This is a genomic window from Pseudomonas sp. AU11447 (assembly GCF_001672555.2).
Lineage (GTDB): Bacteria > Pseudomonadota > Gammaproteobacteria > Pseudomonadales > Pseudomonadaceae > Pseudomonas > Pseudomonas nitroreducens.
In genome coordinates this window covers 1-15,367 of sequence record NZ_LZDG02000038.1, presented here as the reverse complement: position 1 = coordinate 15,367, position 15,367 = coordinate 1, and the positions used below count along the sequence as shown (strand labels likewise).

The following is a 15,367-nucleotide window of genomic DNA, read 5'->3' as shown; positions in this document are numbered from 1 at the left end:
CTACCGGAGTCGGGACGTAGGGCCTGGAGGGTAGCTGCACCCTCTCCTGCTGCGCACAGCCGGCGAGGAGGACGATCAGCAGCAGCCGTTTCACTTCGGCCTCGTCTGAAGCACCAGCCCCTTCTGCCATTCCATGATCTGGGCGACTTTGAATCTGCTTTCCTGGGCTTCGACCCGCAGCGAGTCGATGAACTTGTCACTGCTGTCCCGTGCGCGCTCCAGGGCCTCGACCCGCTGGGTCAGAAGCGCCTGGCTGGTCTGGTAGTTGCTGAGCTGGGCATTGATCGATGAGAGCGACCCGATCACGAAGGTGAAGGCGCCTATCGCGGCAGCGGACAGCAGGGTCTGGACCACCGGGACCACGAGCTTGAACAAGGGACTGTCCGCAATGCGCGAAACGTCGGTCATTGCGTGTCTCCAGAAGAAAACGCCGGGGACGTACTAGATAGACCCGGCAGAGGGCGCTGGGGAGCGCGCGGAAAAATGGCAGATGGCTGGCGCTGATCTCCAGCATGCTTGAGCTAACCCCCTAACTGCATAGGATGCAGCACCCACTAAGCAGTCGCGGCAGGGGATGCGGGGCCGGCTCCCTAATCTCCCGACTGAATCGGGCGCTCGTTATCCGGCGACGCCTTACGCGAACTTGGTCCAGTCAGCCCTGGAATTCATCTGCACTTCTGATGCTACCACCGAGCACTCGAATGGGCAGGAACGGAAAGTCCCGGCAGGCTCGATGGTAGTCGTTGGGGTGGATCAGGATGCTCTGGAGTGTGATCCCGCGTCTCTGCGCCTCGTAGTACCAGCGCTTGATGCGGGCTTCGAGGGGCATGCGGGCTCCAGAAACGAAAAAGCCCCGGCGTGTGCCAGGGCTTTGGATTCGACTACTTGGGTAGCATGAGAGAATTTTGTTCGGTTGTTCGGTGGAATGCAAGGTGTATTTTCAGCATTTGCCGAACTTTTTGTGAATCAGGCTGCCTGGCGCTCGATCAGCTCGTTCTGCTCCAGGATCGAACTCACCGAGCGGATCCCCTCGGTTACCTGATCCTCTAGCCAACGGAAGGTCAAGTGCTTCCACCGGCGCAGGCTGCCTTCCGGTGTGCCGTCAGTGTCCCACCGGTGAATCTCGTAGAACTCCGGCTTGAGTCCGCGGCGAGATGTCTTGGCGCCTGCCTGCACGCCGCGCTTCGGAGGAATGGCCCAAGCCGTAACGCAGAAGGTGCGGAAAAGGTGATGGGCTGGCGTTACCACCCTTGGAACCAGCCAGCGCACCGCATCGCCTACCTCGATATCGTCGATGCTGTACTTGGCCACCAGGGCGTTCCAGTGCGCCTGGGAAAGCTCACGATGCAGAAGCGCGCGGGTCATCGCGTCCTGGGTCAGCCGCTCCTCGGTCGACAGTGGGCATGGGTTAGCCGCCAGGGGCTCCTCCTGCCAGCCAGACTCGTACCGACGCTGCCAGTCGGCCTTCTTGGTGCCGTCGATGGTCTCGATGCTCATGATGCGAGCGATTGCGTGCTCGGCGTCGCGGTAAACGGTCATAGTCATTCCCCTTTGATAAGCCCGTATTCCCGAAGGATTGCCCACTGGATTGCGATGTAGTCGGCGAGGGTCATTGCCGTATGGTCCCCATTGCTTTCCATTTCTCGTATGCGGCGGATGGCGAGTCCCCATACGCCAAGCGCGAGTGCTTCGCCCCATGCCAGAAGTAGCTGCTGATGCAGGACCAGATGCCGTACTGCTTCTTGATGCGAGGCTTGCTCAGAAGGTGAAAGCACGAACCGTTCGGCATGATGCTCATTACGCTGCTCTCCCCTTCAGCTCGCGCACCTTGGCGCGGAATTCGGCCGTTTTGGCCTCGTAACCTGCAGGACGGCGAAACGCCGGAGTGACGATTGCTTCGGTGGCATCCCACCCAGCGCGGAACCTATCGATGATGGTGTTCTCAGTAACTGCTGCGCCGTCAAAGCGCGACCACTCAGCGGCAGTCATCGTTACCCCTTCAATGCTGATAGCCACCGCATTGCTGCGCTCATGCTTGTGGTTTGTCTTGGGCGCTGGAGCGATCCGCTTTCTGCCGTTGTGAGTGATCTTCTGTGCGTACACAGCATCGAAATCGCTGTATCCGCGGCTCTTCCTGCCGATGATCGTCCGGCCGCTAACCTTCACTCCTGGGACGCGGCTCCACTCCTCAGGAGTCAGGGTCACTCCGTCGATAGTTATGCGGTGATTCTTCTCAAGAGATGCCTGGGCTGGGTAATCCCGCCACGTGTTACATGGAGGGCAAAGTGGCCGAAGGTTTTCTTCGACGTTGTTCTTAACGTCGCGATCCTTGTGGTCGATGTGGCATGTAGACCAGTTCAAAGGAACGCCGCAAAGCTCACAATCAGGAAGAGCGGCGCCGTACTTTGCGTACATAACCATTCGGTGCTCGGCGATATAGCCCTGACTGTCTCGCAGCGGATGAGTTGGCTCATATAGCCGCTGATAGCCCCTTCCGGGCATCGTTATCCTGTACACCCTCGTGTAGCCAAGATCCTCCTTCTTCTTGTCGAGCTTCAGCGTAAAATCGCCATTCCTACGAAGTCGGAAGTAGTGCATTTGGCAGAGTTGGACTCCCTTGTAGTGGGCTTCCCGATCGCAACCATCTACGCGGCATTGCATTTGCGTCGAGCCTCCATCCGGCGAATTTTCTTGGAGAAGACAGCCTTCAGGCGCTTCAGGTATGGGATGTCGTGCCTGGCGACGGAGTTGTTTCCTTCCAGTTGATCAACCCTGGATTGGCCAATCTTCTCGATCAGGCGAGGCCGATAAACCATCAGGTTTCCGCTCAGGTGGTTGTTACATGCACTGCAGGACTTGTTCATGTTCCACAGGTTGAACCTGAGCTGAGGTGCGGCTCCAACACTGCGGAAATGCGAGCAGTGCCATTGGCCTCCCCATGTGGCTGGCTTGTCGCAACTGACGCAGCCGAGATGCTCGTCGCGTAGGCGAACGTACCGATTGATTACCGCCTGAGCTTCGCGCAGGTGATCCGCCCTGCTCTTCAGCTTCTCCCTGCGCACCTTGATCTCTTTGCGCTGGCGATCGGCGATCGCCTTCCGCGCAGAAGCCTGGTTCATGTCCTTGGTGGCCAGGGCGCAGGCCGGGGAGCAGACCTTCTGCGTGGAGCTGAAGCGCGGTACGAATTCCTGGCCGCACTCAGCGTTCTGGCAGCGCTTTGGCTTGGTCTGGCGGGTGGAGAGCGTCATGCCTTCACCCATCTGCGAACTGTTAGCTCGCACCCGGTCATCAGGCATACGCCATTGGCCATGCCGCGGTGGGTGATCGGACGATCGCAGCCGCAATGGCATTTTCGGCGCCGGCCGCGACGCTTCTCCAACTGCTCCATGTAGCGGACGTTCGCACTGGCGCTTCCCATCTCACCCCAGCCAGCGGTTCCACCGCGCATTGCGGCCGAGCGAGCGTTCGCGGAGAGACTATTGAGGTTAATCACGCCTCGACCTCCTTCGCCTTCTGCTGCTCGGGCTGGAAGTCGCCGCGGAGGGGCATGAGCCATGACTCCGGCAGCGCTGCGTCCGTTACGACCCGCTGGAACCCAAGCGTATTGGCAACAAGGATTGATTCATGCCGAACCACCCAGCATTGAAGGCGCTCTGGGTTTGCCGTCCTTGCATGTCGGCCGCAGTCAATTTGCGACTCATTGCTGGAGCGAAGCAGCTCTACAACCTTCCCCAGATTCTCTTCATGGTTCGCCTTGATCACGAGCGCGAGATCGCCAGCCTTGAACTTGCTCATGCGAAACTCCCCATCTGATCGGCTGCGGCCATGGCATCAGCCTCGGTTTCGAAGTGAGAGGACAGGACCAGACGCCAACAGGCGGCGAATACGTCGCGGTACAGCGGCTCGAATGCCGTGTCATCCATGTTTGCCCAGCTGATCGACTTGGCTTCCTTGCGCACGCCCTCTGGGGTGTGCACCAGGTGGAAGTGGCCGGCCTCGATGGTGATCCACTCGCGGAAGGCCTCGCGGCTCTTCTCGACTGCAGGGAAGCGGTCAGCGCGGTCAGCTTCCAGCTTCTCGATGTAGGCAGCGACGGCGTTCTGGAGCTGCCCAGGACGTCCGTTCAACTCCTCGAAGTACTTGGCCAGTCCGCGGATGCCGCGCATCTCTTGGCGAGGAACCAGGCCGCCCTTCGGCTCCCAGTACTCCCAGGCCAGATCGAGCATGGCGAAGAACTTCCCGTGGAACTTGGCATTGCGCATCTTGGTGAACTTGCCATGGACAACCTGGCCGGCCTTCCACTTCTGGACGGTTTCGCGGTCTGCCTCGGTGGCCGGCACCAGACCCTGGGCGGTACGAATCAGTGCGAGTTCAGCCATGGCTCGCTCCAAAGGCGACAGCGAGCGCCATGCAAAGGCCAATTCCGATAAGGCTACTGCGGTTCAGCGATAGCCAGCCGAAGAACGACAGGATGGCGATGATGGAGAGGTCAGCCATTGCACGCCCTCCTCTCTACCTCTACGCCCGCATCGCCGCGCTCGACGATCTCGTCGCCGATCACGCCGTTGGACTTCATCGACTCGAAGGCCTGGTAGGCGTCGCGGTGGTCGTCGGCGAGGATGATCGCCACCCGGTGGGCGCCGTTATGGATGTACTCGATCTCGAATTCAGCCATCACGCCACCTCCGCATTCGGCCAGATCGACTGCACGACCTGCAGCGGGTCGCAGTCTTCCATCAGGATCATCGTGAATGCCGGGCGGCCCGGCAGGATTACCTTCCAGCAGCGTTTCATCACCAGTCCTCCTGCTTTTCTTCTTCGCGGCGGAAGTGGCTGGCCAGAGGCATGAAACGAGACTTCTCACCCTGGAATGCGGTCAGCACGGTTCCGATTTGGCCGTCACGGTTCTTGCGGATGATGATTTCCCCGATACCCTTGTCTTGGGTGTTCGGGTGATAGACCTCGTCGCGGTACACGAACATCACGATGTCGGCGTCCTGCTCGATGGCGCCGGACTCGCGGAGGTCGCTGAGCACTGGGCGCTTGTCAGGGCGGGATTCGCAGCCACGGTTGAGCTGGCAGAGCAGCAGCACCGGGCAGCCCATTTCGCGCCCGAGCAGCTTCACCTGGCGGGACATCGTAGTGACGTCGTCGACGCGCCCCTTGCCGTCGCCCTCCACGAGACCCAGGTAGTCGATAGCGATAAGGCCCAGGTCACCCATGCGGTGCTTCTGCCGGCGCGCGATGGAGCGAATCCGCGGCATGGTCATCACCGGAACGTCGGAAACCACTATCGGGGCATCGCGCAGCTTCAAGGTCGCCGCGCCGAGTTCGGTCGAGTCCTTATGGGCGCAGGAGCCGTCCTTCAGGTTCGGCAGCGGGATACCGCCTACAGCGGCCAGCAGGCGGTCAGTCAGCTGGGTCTTGGTCATTTCCAGGCTGATGACGAGGGCCGGTTTCTTCTGGGCGATGGCAACATCAGCAACGATGTTCATTGCCAAGGTGGTCTTACCCATGGCCGGCCGACCAGCAATGACCACCATCTGGCCTGCCTTGAGTCCTTGGGTGAACTTGTCCAGGTCGGGGATGCCGGACTTCAGGCCGTCGATGACCTCGCCACGCATCGCCCGGTCGTGTCGCTCCTGGATCACCTCAACGTGATCTCGAAGGATGTCACCGATCATCTGGCACTCACCGTCGGCGCCGCCAACATCCAAACCGAGCACGAGAGCCTGGGCCTGGGCGATCTTGTCCTCGATGGAGCCGCTCTGGTGCGCGATCTCCTCAATACCGCTCGCTGCGCCTGCGATCTGGCGGGAGATGGCGCGCTCACGGACGATGCGGGCGTACTCCTTGGCGTTGGCCACACTGGGCGTATTCGCCATGATCTCGCCGACGTAAGCCATGGTCCGCGTTTCGTCGTCCAAGAATTCCTTGGCTTCGCCGAGGGTGATGATGTCGATCGGCGTGCCTGCCAACTCAAGGTCGAGGATCAGGCGGTACAGGTCGGCGTTGATCGAGTATGCGAAGGCATCCGGCGCCAGCTCATCGGAAAGAACGCTGATCAGATGCGGCTGCTTGAGCATGGCGCCGATGACGCCGTGCTCTGCTTCCAGGCTATGGAGTTCGATCATGCTTGCTCCTCCAGTTGGCGGAACACTGCACGGGAGCAGATCACTTCGAGACGAGGAACAACGTTGGCGCCGCGGTACCAGACCTGAGTCATGCGGTTTGCGCGGTCGAAAATGGTCTTCCAGAGCGGGCTGGCCTGGTGCTTGTCGCTCTCGTTCCAGCGCTCAACGATCAGGGCGCGGAGAACCTTGTCGCCGGCAACCGCGACAGTGGGAAGATTCGGGCAGGTGCGGTGGTACAGGTCGATGATCTTGTCGACCGGAACGCCGGCCTCGCTCACGGCCTTGGCGGCGCGCTTAGCCATCCAGTTGACCAGGAAGCGGCGCCAGTCTTTCTTCACTTTGCGAGGGTTGGCAGCAGCCCAGACTGCAGCACGGGAAACTTCGGTTTCCACGTCAACCGGGGCATAGACGCCAGCCCACTTTGCGATCAGCTCGGGCTCAACTTGGAATTCCTCGCCATCGAACGAAACCCCGTTGGATTTCTCGACCGGAGGGTGATCGGCCCCCTGGGGGGCGGAAATCTGTTCCGAAGGAACAGTTTCTAGGGGGAGATCTTCTTTCTTTGTATAGAGAAGGGTCTGAGCAGATTTGGTCTCACTCGACTGCGCGCCTAGTGAGACCACATTGTCCGAGTGAGATGATTTGGTCTCACTGAGACTGTTTTCCTTCTCCTCGAAGAAGACCCACTCGTTAGCCGGAGCGACGCCCAACTCACCGCGGCTTCCACCAATACGGAACAGGATGCGACGCTCGAGGAGGTGGCTGATCGCCTTGGAAACTACGTCGCGGCGCATGTTGGTTAGAGCGCCAATCTCGTCGGCAGTGAGGCGCTTTGCCTCGACCTGGTAGCCGATCGTCTGGCGGCTTACTGCGAAAAGAACGCGGAACTCACGGGCAGGCAAATCAACCTTGGCCAGTGATTCCATCAGGCTGTTGTCCATCCGGGTAAACCCCCCGGTATTGCGCAATGAGATAACGTTGCTCATACTGACTCCGTTGCTCGCGTTTCCATTTGCACTCCGGCTGCCACCGGTTTGCGCATTGCCAAGGCCCTGTAGTACTGCTGCAGGGCCTTGTTCATTTCTCGCCGCGCATCATTCGCGCAAAGCGATTCCAGCTCTTCCGCCGCTTTGGCCATCGCCTCGTAGTCCCCTTGAGTCAGTCGCTTTCTCATCAGCTTTCTCTGGTTGCCTACATCTCTAATGCGAAGCCACAGGGACGTTTTCCGCGGTTCCGTGAAAATCAAAATCCGCGCACGGCGCGGAAAATCAGGCGACCTTCACCGAGTGCTCGAGCACTTCCACAGCGGAGCGGATCTCACTGATCGAACGGCTCAGGGTTGCCTTCTCGAACTGGGTGATGCGGTTGTCTTCCAGCGCGTCGTGAAGCTCACGGGTCACGTCGCCTACTTCAGCCAGGAGCCCTACCAGAGCCTGCAGGGGCGCCTCTGCGCGCGGAGTGGCTCGTGCCACCAGGTCGTAGCCGTACTCGCCGAGCAGCGAGCGCAGGATGCGGCGACGGCCTTCCTCGGGAACGTGGGCCAGAACCAGGCCGAACATCTGCAGGTTCATGCGGTGCTCTTCACGGTTCGGGTTGGCGCAATCCAGCAGGCGGGTGCGGTTCACCCCCATGCTCTTGGCCAGATCGGTGCCGCCGTGGGCGATCACCTCGTCGTGAATGGCCTTTTCGAAGTTTTCCATCTCGCGAATCCTCGTTTCGTTTCGCGTTCCGTCGCTGACGGCGCGCTGGCAACCTGTCATCACTCGATCAACCGACAGGGAATTCCCCATGCCGCTCGACCTCCAAATCCGTGCCGGTCTGCCCCGGCTTCCTCACCACTGCGCAGGTGACGCGTTCTCCGCTAGGCTGAAAGCGCCAACCGTCAACCAAGCAGAGGTGAATCCCGATGGCACAACTGACCTTCAAGTGCTCCAACTGCGGCGGCGAACAGTTCGAGCAGCCCACCAACCCGCAGGACGATTCGGTCATTACGTGCGCCGGATGCGGAGCCAAGGGCGTCTACGGAGAGATTCGCGATCAGGCCATGAAGCAGGCCAAGGAACTCTTCCAGGGGAAACTGGGGAACCTGTTCAAGGGCAAGTAGCGACCGCTCAATCCGGTCACCAACCTCCTCCAGGGCGCGAAGATCCGCAGAAATCTCAAGCTTCACTGTCTCTCTCCCGCCCGGAGGAACTCCCCCATGGCTGCTGATCTGTCCGAATTACGTGGCGAAGTACTCGCCCTTACCTGTGCCCTTGCTGCTCTGCTGAACGTTGCCCCTATCGCCTCTCAGGCTTCGATGTGGCGGCGGTTCGAAGAGCTGGAACATCTACTGCTGGGTAACCTCGACGACGCCGGGAAGGCAGGTTTCGCCTGCGCCGTCGTGCGGATGAGGGTTAAGCGGCAGTGCGCCCAGGCGCAGCGTTAGCGCGGAGCGTTGCTGCATCAACGGCGGCACCGCGCTGGCTAGCCAAGCCCGCAATGGCCTCTGCGTAGTTGGTTTCGCCGGTGTACTCGGTTCGCGGCAGGCTGCAGGTCGCAAGCCACTTGTAAACGGCCCGGTCGCTGATACCGCACGCCTTAGCTACCGCTGGCACGCCACCGGCGATGTCGATGAATTCCTTGAGATTGCTCATGGCGGCCTCCGGGCCAATGTGAACCATGAGTACATATTATGTCTGAACTGAATGTACATGCAAGAACATGCGAAATTGAACGCATGGTTCAGAACATCGAAATGATCAGAAGCGGCTTTGCTGCGAGACTGAAAGAGGCTGCTGCAGACGCAGGGCTGAAAGAATGGGGGCTGGGCAAGCGTTTAGCGGATGCTGGCAAGGTCACTCCGAAGGCGGCCAGCAAATGGCTGAACCTTGAGTCGATGCCTGATCGGATGACGATGCTTAGGCTCGCCGACTTCCTGAAGGTGCGAGCTGAATGGCTTGAGCACGGAGTCGAACCCAAGCAAAGCAAATTCATGACCCCAGAGATGACCAGGGAAGCTATACGTCTAGCGGCCCTGTCCGCAGAGAACATCGGTAACGTCGAAGGCGGACCGATGGCAGTCAAGGACGGTTTGGTTCCAGTCGTAGGGATGGCGCAGTTGGGAACGGACGGTTATTTCGAGGCCCTGGATTACCCAGTAGGCCATGGGGACGGCTACATCAGGATCAGCAGTGATGATCCGAATGCTTACGCGCTGAAGGTTGTCGGCAACAGCATGGAGCCGAGAATTCGTAGTGGTGAGTTCGTCATCATCGAGCCGAACAAACCGTATGTCGCGGGCGATGAGGTGCTAGTCAGGACGACAAGTGGTCAGTCCATGATCAAAGTCTTCATGTACGCGAGGGATGGCATGGTTCGCCTATTGAGCGTGAACGATGCCCACCCACCGCTGACGATCGCCGAGACAGACATCGAGAAGATCCACTTCATGGGCGCTATCTCGAAATCAACCAGGTACGTTGAGCTTTAGCCGGGCAGACAGGGAGTCCAGATGGCACTCGTCAAATGCAAGGAATGCGGTGGTCAGGTATCAAGCAACGCCAAGGCTTGCCCGTCATGTGGCGCAAAGCCGCAGAAAACGGTGGGCACCCTTGGCGGACTGATCGTCATTGGCATTGCAATATTCATCTTCTCCAAGATGTTCGGCGGATCCGGGGCGACCGGGGGATCTGGCGCTGCCAAGACAGTCGACCATTGCAGCGATACGACGATGGCGTTTGTTATGTCTCAGGGCTTCGTCGAGAAGTCGCTCAAGGCTCCGTCAACCGCCGACTTCCCCTACATCACGTCAGATGGTGTCAGCGTCTCCAAACTTCCGTCCTGCAAGTTCCAGGTTGATGCCTACGTGGACTCCCAGAACAGTTTTGGCGCAAAGATCAGAACCCATTATGTAGCGGTGCTCGGGCCATCCGCTGATGGGAAGACCTGGACAGCGCAAAGCGTCAAGTTCAAATAACTGACGATCCTGCGCAAGGAGGCTCTATGCGCTCTGTAGCCATTCTTATGCTTTTCGCACTGCTTGCTGCCTGCGGCCACACCAGGGTCGACTACACCCCAAAGCCTCGCCCAGGGATGGATGCTGCGCAGGCGGCATCGGTGGTCGAGCAGGGTTTCTATGAGGACTTCGGGAAGGAAAAGGCCCAGTCAGCCATGGTGACGCCCGAGTACATCGCCCTCTCGAACGGCACCGTGAGTCGTGGCGTAAACCTCGGCCAGGCGTCTGCGTATAACGGCGTCGTTGTCGGCCTTGGATCGACCTACATGACAACCCAGGATATCAACCAGCGGATCTATTTCCGGTCGGTTGGCGACATCCAGGTCTACAAGAAGAACGCTCGCGAGAATCGCTATGCGGTGATCATCCGCACCGTCGAGCAGACCACGGCGCGCCGCATCTTCTTCCGCTCCGAGTCGCGCGCCGAGGAGTTCGCCGATGCGATGGAGTATCTGAAGCGCAGCTATGCGGCCGGCACTCTCGCGCCCCAGGCTCCAACGGCACCTGCAGGCCCAGCCTTGACGCGCGATCAGCAGATTCTGAAGCTCCAGCAGCGCAACCTGCCCTACGAGCAGTACCAGCAGGAGTACCGGAGGATCATGGGGCAATGAGCAAGGATGACGAAATCGAAATTAGCGGGAACGGACAGCCTCCATCTGAGCCAATGAGCTCAGAGCGCTCCCAGCGCGTCCTGAAGGTTACACCTGGTCTTCTTGCCGGGTTTCTGAACAAGGTTGCGCCAGACGCAAAATGCAGCTACTGCGGCCAAGCTGAGTACTTTGTTCCAACTGACCCTAATGGCGAATCAGCAGCTCTAGTTACGGCTGCTGTGCCTCACGTCAAAGGCATCGGCGCCTGGATGTATATGCTGATTTGCCCGAACTGCGGGCATACGGCTCTGTTCAATGCTCACCACATAGCGCCAAAAATCATCGGGGACGACTAATGGTCGCCGTCGCCCACGCTGATGATTTTCAGGTATTCACTTCGCTTCGCGCGATAGAGCGAACGGTGATCAGCTTCGAACTCACCCTGGAAGCCACGCCGTTCGGTATACTGGAGAACGTAGATGGCTCATCCCCAGCAGCCATCGAGGTTGAGGAAATGGCAGCAGCACAAACACAGGCTTTCCAATGGAAGGAAACGCTCTCACTGATCGGCGTCATGCTGCTCGGAGGGCTTACCCTATACGGATTCATCGACTCGAAGATCGACAAGATCAACGACAAGATGAGCGACGTGGCTTCCGAGCAGGCTCTCCAAGACATTCGCGAAGAGCTGCGGAAGAGTCGAGAGGACATGAATCATCAGTTTGAGTTGCTGCGGAAAGAGATGCGCGACGACAGAATCATCACCACGAACGCCATCCTTGACCTGCAGAAGCAACAGGGACGCCTTGGCCAAAGCCAATAGCCCGCTGAAGCTCACAGACAAGCCCCGCACCGCGGGGCTTTTCGTTTCTGCCAGGTCTTGACCGCCCTGCCCGTTTTGGTAAATTTTCACCTGCCGTGTGGCTCGGAGAGCAGCGGCTACATGGCAAAGGCCGCATCTATGGGTGCGGCCTTTTTCTTTTCTGTCCTACGCTGAAACCTCTGCCCAGGAGGTTGCCATGGCCGACTCCCCTCTCCCCGCCCTGCTCTACCGCCTCAACCAGAACATCAACGCCGTCGGCGCCGCAGTCGAGGAGCTGGCTATCTGGGTTGAGCAGCGAGGCTCGACCGAGACATCCGACGCCGTGAAGCTCCACCTGGAGACGCTGATCGAGAACTCCGACTTCATCGCCGAGGCGATGGTGGAGCTGATTGCGCGCGAAGGATGACTTGCCTACCAATCCAGAAGATCCGGAATCGCCCATTCTTGGCGAGACTTGTTATCTGACACCTGAATCCATCCATCTCGTATCTCGTGGACAACCAGTGTTTCTCCAGGACGGACTTCCCGAACGACGCGAGCCTGGATGTCTGGAGATTCCCGCAGAAACACCTTCGCCTTCAACGGGGCCGTCATCTGACCGACTTTGACCGCTGGCTGGCGGCCCTCCGGTGATGGATAGTTCGGCTGCGGTTCCGCAATGGAAACAGCAGGCCTCCCGCTGCGCAGGTCCTGCTCCATCTTCTTGCAGGTTCTATCTACGAACTGCCATGTCGAACTGCCGCTTGGCTGCCGGTCGCGCTCCTCATGACACAGATCGATCGCTGCGCGCGCCTGGCTACGCGCCTTCCCTTCTGGCGTGGAACCAATGTAAGCGCCGAACCCGAGCAACGCCACGCCGCCAGCGATGACAGCTAACGCGGCCCACCCCAGTGCTCCGATCCCTTTCTTGGCTGCGCTCACGGGCAAGCCGGCGCCTGCAAGTGTCGATCCGCAGTGCTTGCACTTGACGGCCTCTGACTTGATGAGCTCGGCACAGAACGGGCATTTCTTCTCGTCGTCTTCCATGGTTGGCCTCCTCCATACATAGCCTTGGATTCTACCCGCCAGACCATCCAGTAACACGAACTTGAGCCCGCCACGTGCGGGCTTTTTCATGCCCTTCAGAAAAATATGTACCACTGGTTCTTGACTCGATATGAACCTGTGGTACATATTTAATCCCAAGCCGAGCAACACACCGCCGGCCAGGCCAAGCGCCGACGCTCTTTACACAATCCGACGTGACCCAAGCGACGTACCGGCCCCAGCCGGTGGTGAGAAAGCTAAACCGTCGCCCACGCAGCCTCTGGAAAGCTGCCGGACTCCCCATATGGGAGGACGCCAAACCATGCAAGCCACCGGGAGCGCATCGACCACGAAATGTGCAATGCCGGCAGGTGGGGAAACCGCGGCGCCGCGCATGGGGAGGAACAAATGACAGAGGAGGAACCAGCCAATGCAGAACTAAGCCCAGCCGACAACACGGGTCGGCACCTCGCGAGCAGCTGCCCACATCACCAGGCCGCCGGGCTGCAGTAGGCCGCGAGAGAAATCCTGAACCCCATGACCTGCTCCGTAAGCCGATTGAAGGCGCAGCGAGGGAAGCCCAAGGCCAAACATATCTAGTCCGAGCTGCTATCGGCAGTGGTGAGGACAGCACCACCCGCGGGTTGTAGAAGCCCAGTAGGCGAACGCGGAGCGACACCGAATCGAATTAGCGCGCCGAGCTTCGGCTGAAGGCGCGCCGGACCTCTCGTCGTGTGCCCTACACCAACTGGGCACCGGGGCTGTACGCGGCGAGTTGTATATGCCCGACGACCATGGCGAAACGAACACGATGCCCACGGCGCCATGACCAGGGAAGCCCCAAGCCACCATCTAGAAGGCCTTAGCTGCAGGCATCGGCAGCGGGTCAGACGACACATTGTTGAGCATGCAGCCGCTCAAGATCCCAGAAGGTGCGAGCGGCACCAGTGCATCACTTCAGCCAGTTCCCCAGAGCTGGCTGCGGGATGACAACCGGAACCTGGAAGATAAGACGATGAAAACTGTAACCCTCTACGAAATCCGCGAATACAAAGGCACGAGCTACAGCACCCGCATGAGCAACAAGCTGCGCGACCGTAGCAGTGCAACCAAGCTGGTAAAGCGCCTGAAGAAGATGGGTCATGACGCTTTCGTAGCCTCCATGAAGGTGGCCGCTTAATGAGCCTTACATATGAACAGATAGAAGCGATAGCCGACCACATGAGGTCGGCAGGCTTCGATCCATCGGAGCTGGATAACGATCAAATTGCCATCCTAGCCGCCTGCATATTGGAAGCTCTTGGGATTGATCTAATCAAGTAACTAACTGGCAAGTTTTCCTGACATAACCAATTTGCCACTTGGCTTCATACAAAGGTAAGAAGCATGAACGAACAATTAACCCTGGATGGCCAGCCAGTAGTACAGAAGTTGAGAGTTTTCTGCGTTGATGAAAGCGATTACTACGCAGCAAGCACCTATGAAGAAGCCATAGCTAAGCATGCAGAAATGCTTGGGTGCGATCCGGATGACATCGATAACTGTCAAGAAGTAACTGGACCGCTTCTAGATGAGCAGTGGGTAGATGAAGACAAAGCACCGCTTGGCACTCTTCGCGAGTGGCTGGCTGAAGCAAAAGGCGTGGAATGGCTTACCGGCACAGAATAGCCGCCACGATTTTCAGTTATAGGCATCGAACCTTGGAGTCATGAGGGGAGCGGTCTGAATCCCAGGGCTGACTGGAAACCTCAGTAGGTTGGGCGCGTCCACTCCTTCCGCGCACTGACTCACCAACCGAAGCGGCCTCGAGAAAGCCGGAGATCAGCACCGGCCAGACCGCTCCCCCATGGCTCCGCACACAGGAGAAATAGATGAGTAAGCACACGCCGGGGCCTTGGGAGGTCCGTAACCGCGTCGAGGTCTTTTCCAAGCTAGGTGCAGACAGCGGCGACGGATGCCTAGCACACGCATCTGATGGCTGGATGATCGCTGACTGTGATCCAGGAGTTCATACGCTGACGGATGAAGGCTTCAGCGATGAGCTTGGCCTTGGACTGAAGGAAGCCAACGCCCGCCTTATCGCTGCGGCGCCGGAGCTGCTGGACGAACTCAAAAGCCTTTACCGCGCTTACGTTCGCCTGCTCGAAGCTGCTCACGACCGAATCCTCTCACTTGGTGGCGATTGCGACCCGGTAGACAAGATGGAGAGCGAAGATCAGAACCTTCGCTCGGCTCAGGCAACAATCAGCAAGGCCACCGCCTAACGCGCCCTTGCGCATACACACACTGGAGGCGAGATATGGCAGCTGGTGACTACTACTCATGCGACGTATGCGGCAGCAAATGCTTCTACGACGCGAACCTGAACTACGAGTGGCCCGACAAGAACGGCAACGACTCGTGGGGCAACAACATCCCTGCTGACGAGATGATGCTCGGCACCAACTGCAAGCTCGACTACTGCGGGGACATGGCTGCCATCTGCCGAGACTGCCGGGCGACACACGAGATTGTTGTGCGCGAGAAGAGCGCCGACTGACTCCCCGGCAAGGACGCCACCCTTCAATGGGGATGCATAGCGGAATGATGATCCGAGCACGGGCTAGACGTGAGCTTTCCGTCACCTAGAGAGCAAGCCGGCTTCATCCCCGGCCATCCCCACCCTACCCCTCTTAGCCCGGTACGCCGGGCATTTTTTCGGTAAGCGAACGGGCATTACAGGTTGCGTAACGGCAGCCAGTTATGCGGCAACAACTCGGCGATCTCACTGGCGCGCTGCGTCGGCAGCCGCATCAGC

Annotated in this window: 27 protein-coding genes; 12 read left to right on the top strand and 15 right to left on the bottom strand. The window is 59.1% G+C overall.

The genetic code is table 11. The annotated features are described in order from the left end of the window. Nucleotides 1-90: 90 nt before the first annotated feature. The 13 genes from A6723_RS11410 to A6723_RS11355 all read right to left on the bottom strand — a co-directional run bounded on the left by A6723_RS11410 (nt 91) and on the right by A6723_RS11355 (nt 7,834). The gene (locus A6723_RS11410) at nt 91-408 is read right to left on the bottom strand and encodes a hypothetical protein (protein WP_054908757.1); all 318 of its coding nucleotides are present in this window, start codon (nt 406-408) and stop codon (nt 91-93) included. A 244-nt stretch (nt 409-652) separates the two neighbouring features. Continuing rightward, the gene (locus A6723_RS32120; protein ID WP_175405542.1) at nt 653-829 is read right to left on the bottom strand and encodes a hypothetical protein; all 177 of its coding nucleotides are present in this window, start codon (nt 827-829) and stop codon (nt 653-655) included. Between the two features lie 137 nt (nt 830-966). Next, nucleotides 967-1,539, bottom strand: a complete 573-nt coding sequence (locus A6723_RS11405) for a hypothetical protein (protein WP_054908758.1) — start codon at nt 1,537-1,539, stop codon at nt 967-969. Nucleotides 1,540-1,797: 258 nt separating this feature from the next. Beyond that, nucleotides 1,798-2,598 (bottom strand): HNH endonuclease signature motif containing protein, encoded by an 801-nt coding sequence (locus A6723_RS11395; protein ID WP_065348194.1) that lies wholly within the window; start codon nt 2,596-2,598, stop codon nt 1,798-1,800. Nucleotides 2,599-2,645: 47 nt separating this feature from the next. Beyond that, entirely contained in the window at nt 2,646-3,248 is a 603-nt protein-coding gene (locus A6723_RS11390) for a recombination protein NinG (protein ID WP_054908799.1), read from the bottom strand. Nucleotides 3,249-3,489: 241 nt separating this feature from the next. Then, nucleotides 3,490-3,795 (bottom strand): hypothetical protein, encoded by a 306-nt coding sequence (locus A6723_RS11385; RefSeq protein WP_054908761.1) that lies wholly within the window; start codon nt 3,793-3,795, stop codon nt 3,490-3,492. Further along, on the bottom strand, nt 3,792-4,379 hold the full coding sequence (locus A6723_RS11380; RefSeq protein ID WP_054908762.1) for a DUF1367 family protein: 588 nt from the start codon (nt 4,377-4,379) through the stop codon (nt 3,792-3,794). The genes A6723_RS11385 and A6723_RS11380 overlap by 4 nt, the downstream gene beginning before the upstream one ends. Then, a complete protein-coding gene (locus A6723_RS32405; protein ID WP_256233804.1) occupies nt 4,372-4,497 on the bottom strand; it encodes a hypothetical protein in 126 nt (41 codons plus the stop codon). Before A6723_RS32405 ends, A6723_RS11380 begins: the two co-directional genes overlap by 8 nt. Further along, complete coding sequence (locus A6723_RS11375; RefSeq protein WP_064979677.1) at nt 4,490-4,675, bottom strand: hypothetical protein; 186 nt, start codon at nt 4,673-4,675, stop codon at nt 4,490-4,492. Before A6723_RS11375 ends, A6723_RS32405 begins: the two co-directional genes overlap by 8 nt. A 118-nt stretch (nt 4,676-4,793) precedes the next feature. Then, on the bottom strand, nt 4,794-6,134 hold the full coding sequence (dnaB, locus tag A6723_RS11370; protein WP_064979675.1) for a replicative DNA helicase: 1,341 nt from the start codon (nt 6,132-6,134) through the stop codon (nt 4,794-4,796). Continuing rightward, nucleotides 6,131-7,120: a replication protein gene (locus A6723_RS11365; protein ID WP_064979674.1), complete on the bottom strand. Its 990-nt coding sequence runs from the start codon at nt 7,118-7,120 to the stop codon at nt 6,131-6,133. The genes dnaB and A6723_RS11365 overlap by 4 nt, the downstream gene beginning before the upstream one ends. Beyond that, a complete protein-coding gene (locus A6723_RS11360; protein WP_064979672.1) occupies nt 7,117-7,308 on the bottom strand; it encodes a hypothetical protein in 192 nt (63 codons plus the stop codon). The genes A6723_RS11365 and A6723_RS11360 overlap by 4 nt, the downstream gene beginning before the upstream one ends. A gap of 94 nt (nt 7,309-7,402) precedes the next feature. Beyond that, nucleotides 7,403-7,834: a phage regulatory CII family protein gene (locus A6723_RS11355; protein WP_064979670.1), complete on the bottom strand. Its 432-nt coding sequence runs from the start codon at nt 7,832-7,834 to the stop codon at nt 7,403-7,405. Nucleotides 7,835-8,040: 206 nt separating this feature from the next. On the opposite strand from A6723_RS11355, the gene A6723_RS11350 reads away from it, so the two are divergent. Both A6723_RS11350 and A6723_RS11345 read left to right on the top strand, forming a co-directional pair. After that, nucleotides 8,041-8,238: a hypothetical protein gene (locus A6723_RS11350; RefSeq protein ID WP_064979668.1), complete on the top strand. Its 198-nt coding sequence runs from the start codon at nt 8,041-8,043 to the stop codon at nt 8,236-8,238. 96 nt (nt 8,239-8,334) lie between these two features. After that, the gene (locus A6723_RS11345; RefSeq protein ID WP_064979667.1) at nt 8,335-8,562 is read left to right on the top strand and encodes a hypothetical protein; all 228 of its coding nucleotides are present in this window, start codon (nt 8,335-8,337) and stop codon (nt 8,560-8,562) included. Here the strand turns inward: A6723_RS11345 and A6723_RS11340 are convergent. Next, nucleotides 8,531-8,770, bottom strand: coding sequence for a YdaS family helix-turn-helix protein (locus A6723_RS11340; RefSeq protein WP_064979665.1), 240 nt, complete (start codon nt 8,768-8,770; stop codon nt 8,531-8,533). The two genes, A6723_RS11345 and A6723_RS11340, sit on opposite strands and share 32 nt — an antisense overlap. 38 nt (nt 8,771-8,808) lie before the next feature. Here A6723_RS11340 and A6723_RS11335 point away from each other — a divergent pair, with 38 nt between their 5' ends. The 6 genes from A6723_RS11335 to A6723_RS11315 all read left to right on the top strand — a co-directional run bounded on the left by A6723_RS11335 (nt 8,809) and on the right by A6723_RS11315 (nt 11,950). Beyond that, a complete protein-coding gene (locus A6723_RS11335) occupies nt 8,809-9,606 on the top strand; it encodes a S24 family peptidase (RefSeq protein ID WP_256546898.1) in 798 nt (265 codons plus the stop codon). A gap of 21 nt (nt 9,607-9,627) precedes the next feature. After that, nucleotides 9,628-10,092 carry a zinc ribbon domain-containing protein gene (locus A6723_RS32115; protein ID WP_175405541.1) on the top strand — a complete coding sequence of 155 codons (465 nt, stop codon included), beginning with the start codon at nt 9,628-9,630 and terminating at the stop codon, nt 10,090-10,092. Between the two features lie 26 nt (nt 10,093-10,118). Then, nucleotides 10,119-10,742: a hypothetical protein gene (locus A6723_RS11325; RefSeq protein ID WP_064979659.1), complete on the top strand. Its 624-nt coding sequence runs from the start codon at nt 10,119-10,121 to the stop codon at nt 10,740-10,742. Beyond that, complete coding sequence (locus A6723_RS31710) at nt 10,739-11,077, top strand: hypothetical protein (protein WP_139092955.1); 339 nt, start codon at nt 10,739-10,741, stop codon at nt 11,075-11,077. Before A6723_RS11325 ends, A6723_RS31710 begins: the two co-directional genes overlap by 4 nt. Next, complete coding sequence (locus A6723_RS11320; protein WP_064979657.1) at nt 11,077-11,544, top strand: hypothetical protein; 468 nt, start codon at nt 11,077-11,079, stop codon at nt 11,542-11,544. Before A6723_RS31710 ends, A6723_RS11320 begins: the two co-directional genes overlap by 1 nt. Nucleotides 11,545-11,740: 196 nt before the next feature. After that, on the top strand, nt 11,741-11,950 hold the full coding sequence (locus A6723_RS11315; protein ID WP_064979656.1) for a hypothetical protein: 210 nt from the start codon (nt 11,741-11,743) through the stop codon (nt 11,948-11,950). A gap of 5 nt (nt 11,951-11,955) precedes the next feature. Here the strand turns inward: A6723_RS11315 and A6723_RS32110 are convergent, their stop codons facing one another. Beyond that, entirely contained in the window at nt 11,956-12,570 is a 615-nt protein-coding gene (locus A6723_RS32110; protein ID WP_064979654.1) for an SH3 domain-containing protein, read from the bottom strand. Nucleotides 12,571-13,585: 1,015 nt separating this feature from the next. Here A6723_RS32110 and A6723_RS32105 point away from each other — a divergent pair. The 4 genes from A6723_RS32105 (at nt 13,586) to A6723_RS11300 (ending at nt 15,109) form a co-directional block, all read left to right on the top strand. Then, nucleotides 13,586-13,750: a hypothetical protein gene (locus A6723_RS32105; protein WP_175405540.1), complete on the top strand. Its 165-nt coding sequence runs from the start codon at nt 13,586-13,588 to the stop codon at nt 13,748-13,750. A gap of 206 nt (nt 13,751-13,956) precedes the next feature. Further along, the gene (locus A6723_RS31215) at nt 13,957-14,238 is read left to right on the top strand and encodes a hypothetical protein (RefSeq protein WP_083192828.1); all 282 of its coding nucleotides are present in this window, start codon (nt 13,957-13,959) and stop codon (nt 14,236-14,238) included. Between the two features lie 203 nt (nt 14,239-14,441). Then, nucleotides 14,442-14,834: a hypothetical protein gene (locus tag A6723_RS11305; protein ID WP_064979653.1), complete on the top strand. Its 393-nt coding sequence runs from the start codon at nt 14,442-14,444 to the stop codon at nt 14,832-14,834. A 35-nt stretch (nt 14,835-14,869) separates the two neighbouring features. Beyond that, a complete protein-coding gene (locus A6723_RS11300; RefSeq protein ID WP_064979651.1) occupies nt 14,870-15,109 on the top strand; it encodes a hypothetical protein in 240 nt (79 codons plus the stop codon). Nucleotides 15,110-15,367: the final 258 nt, after the last annotated feature.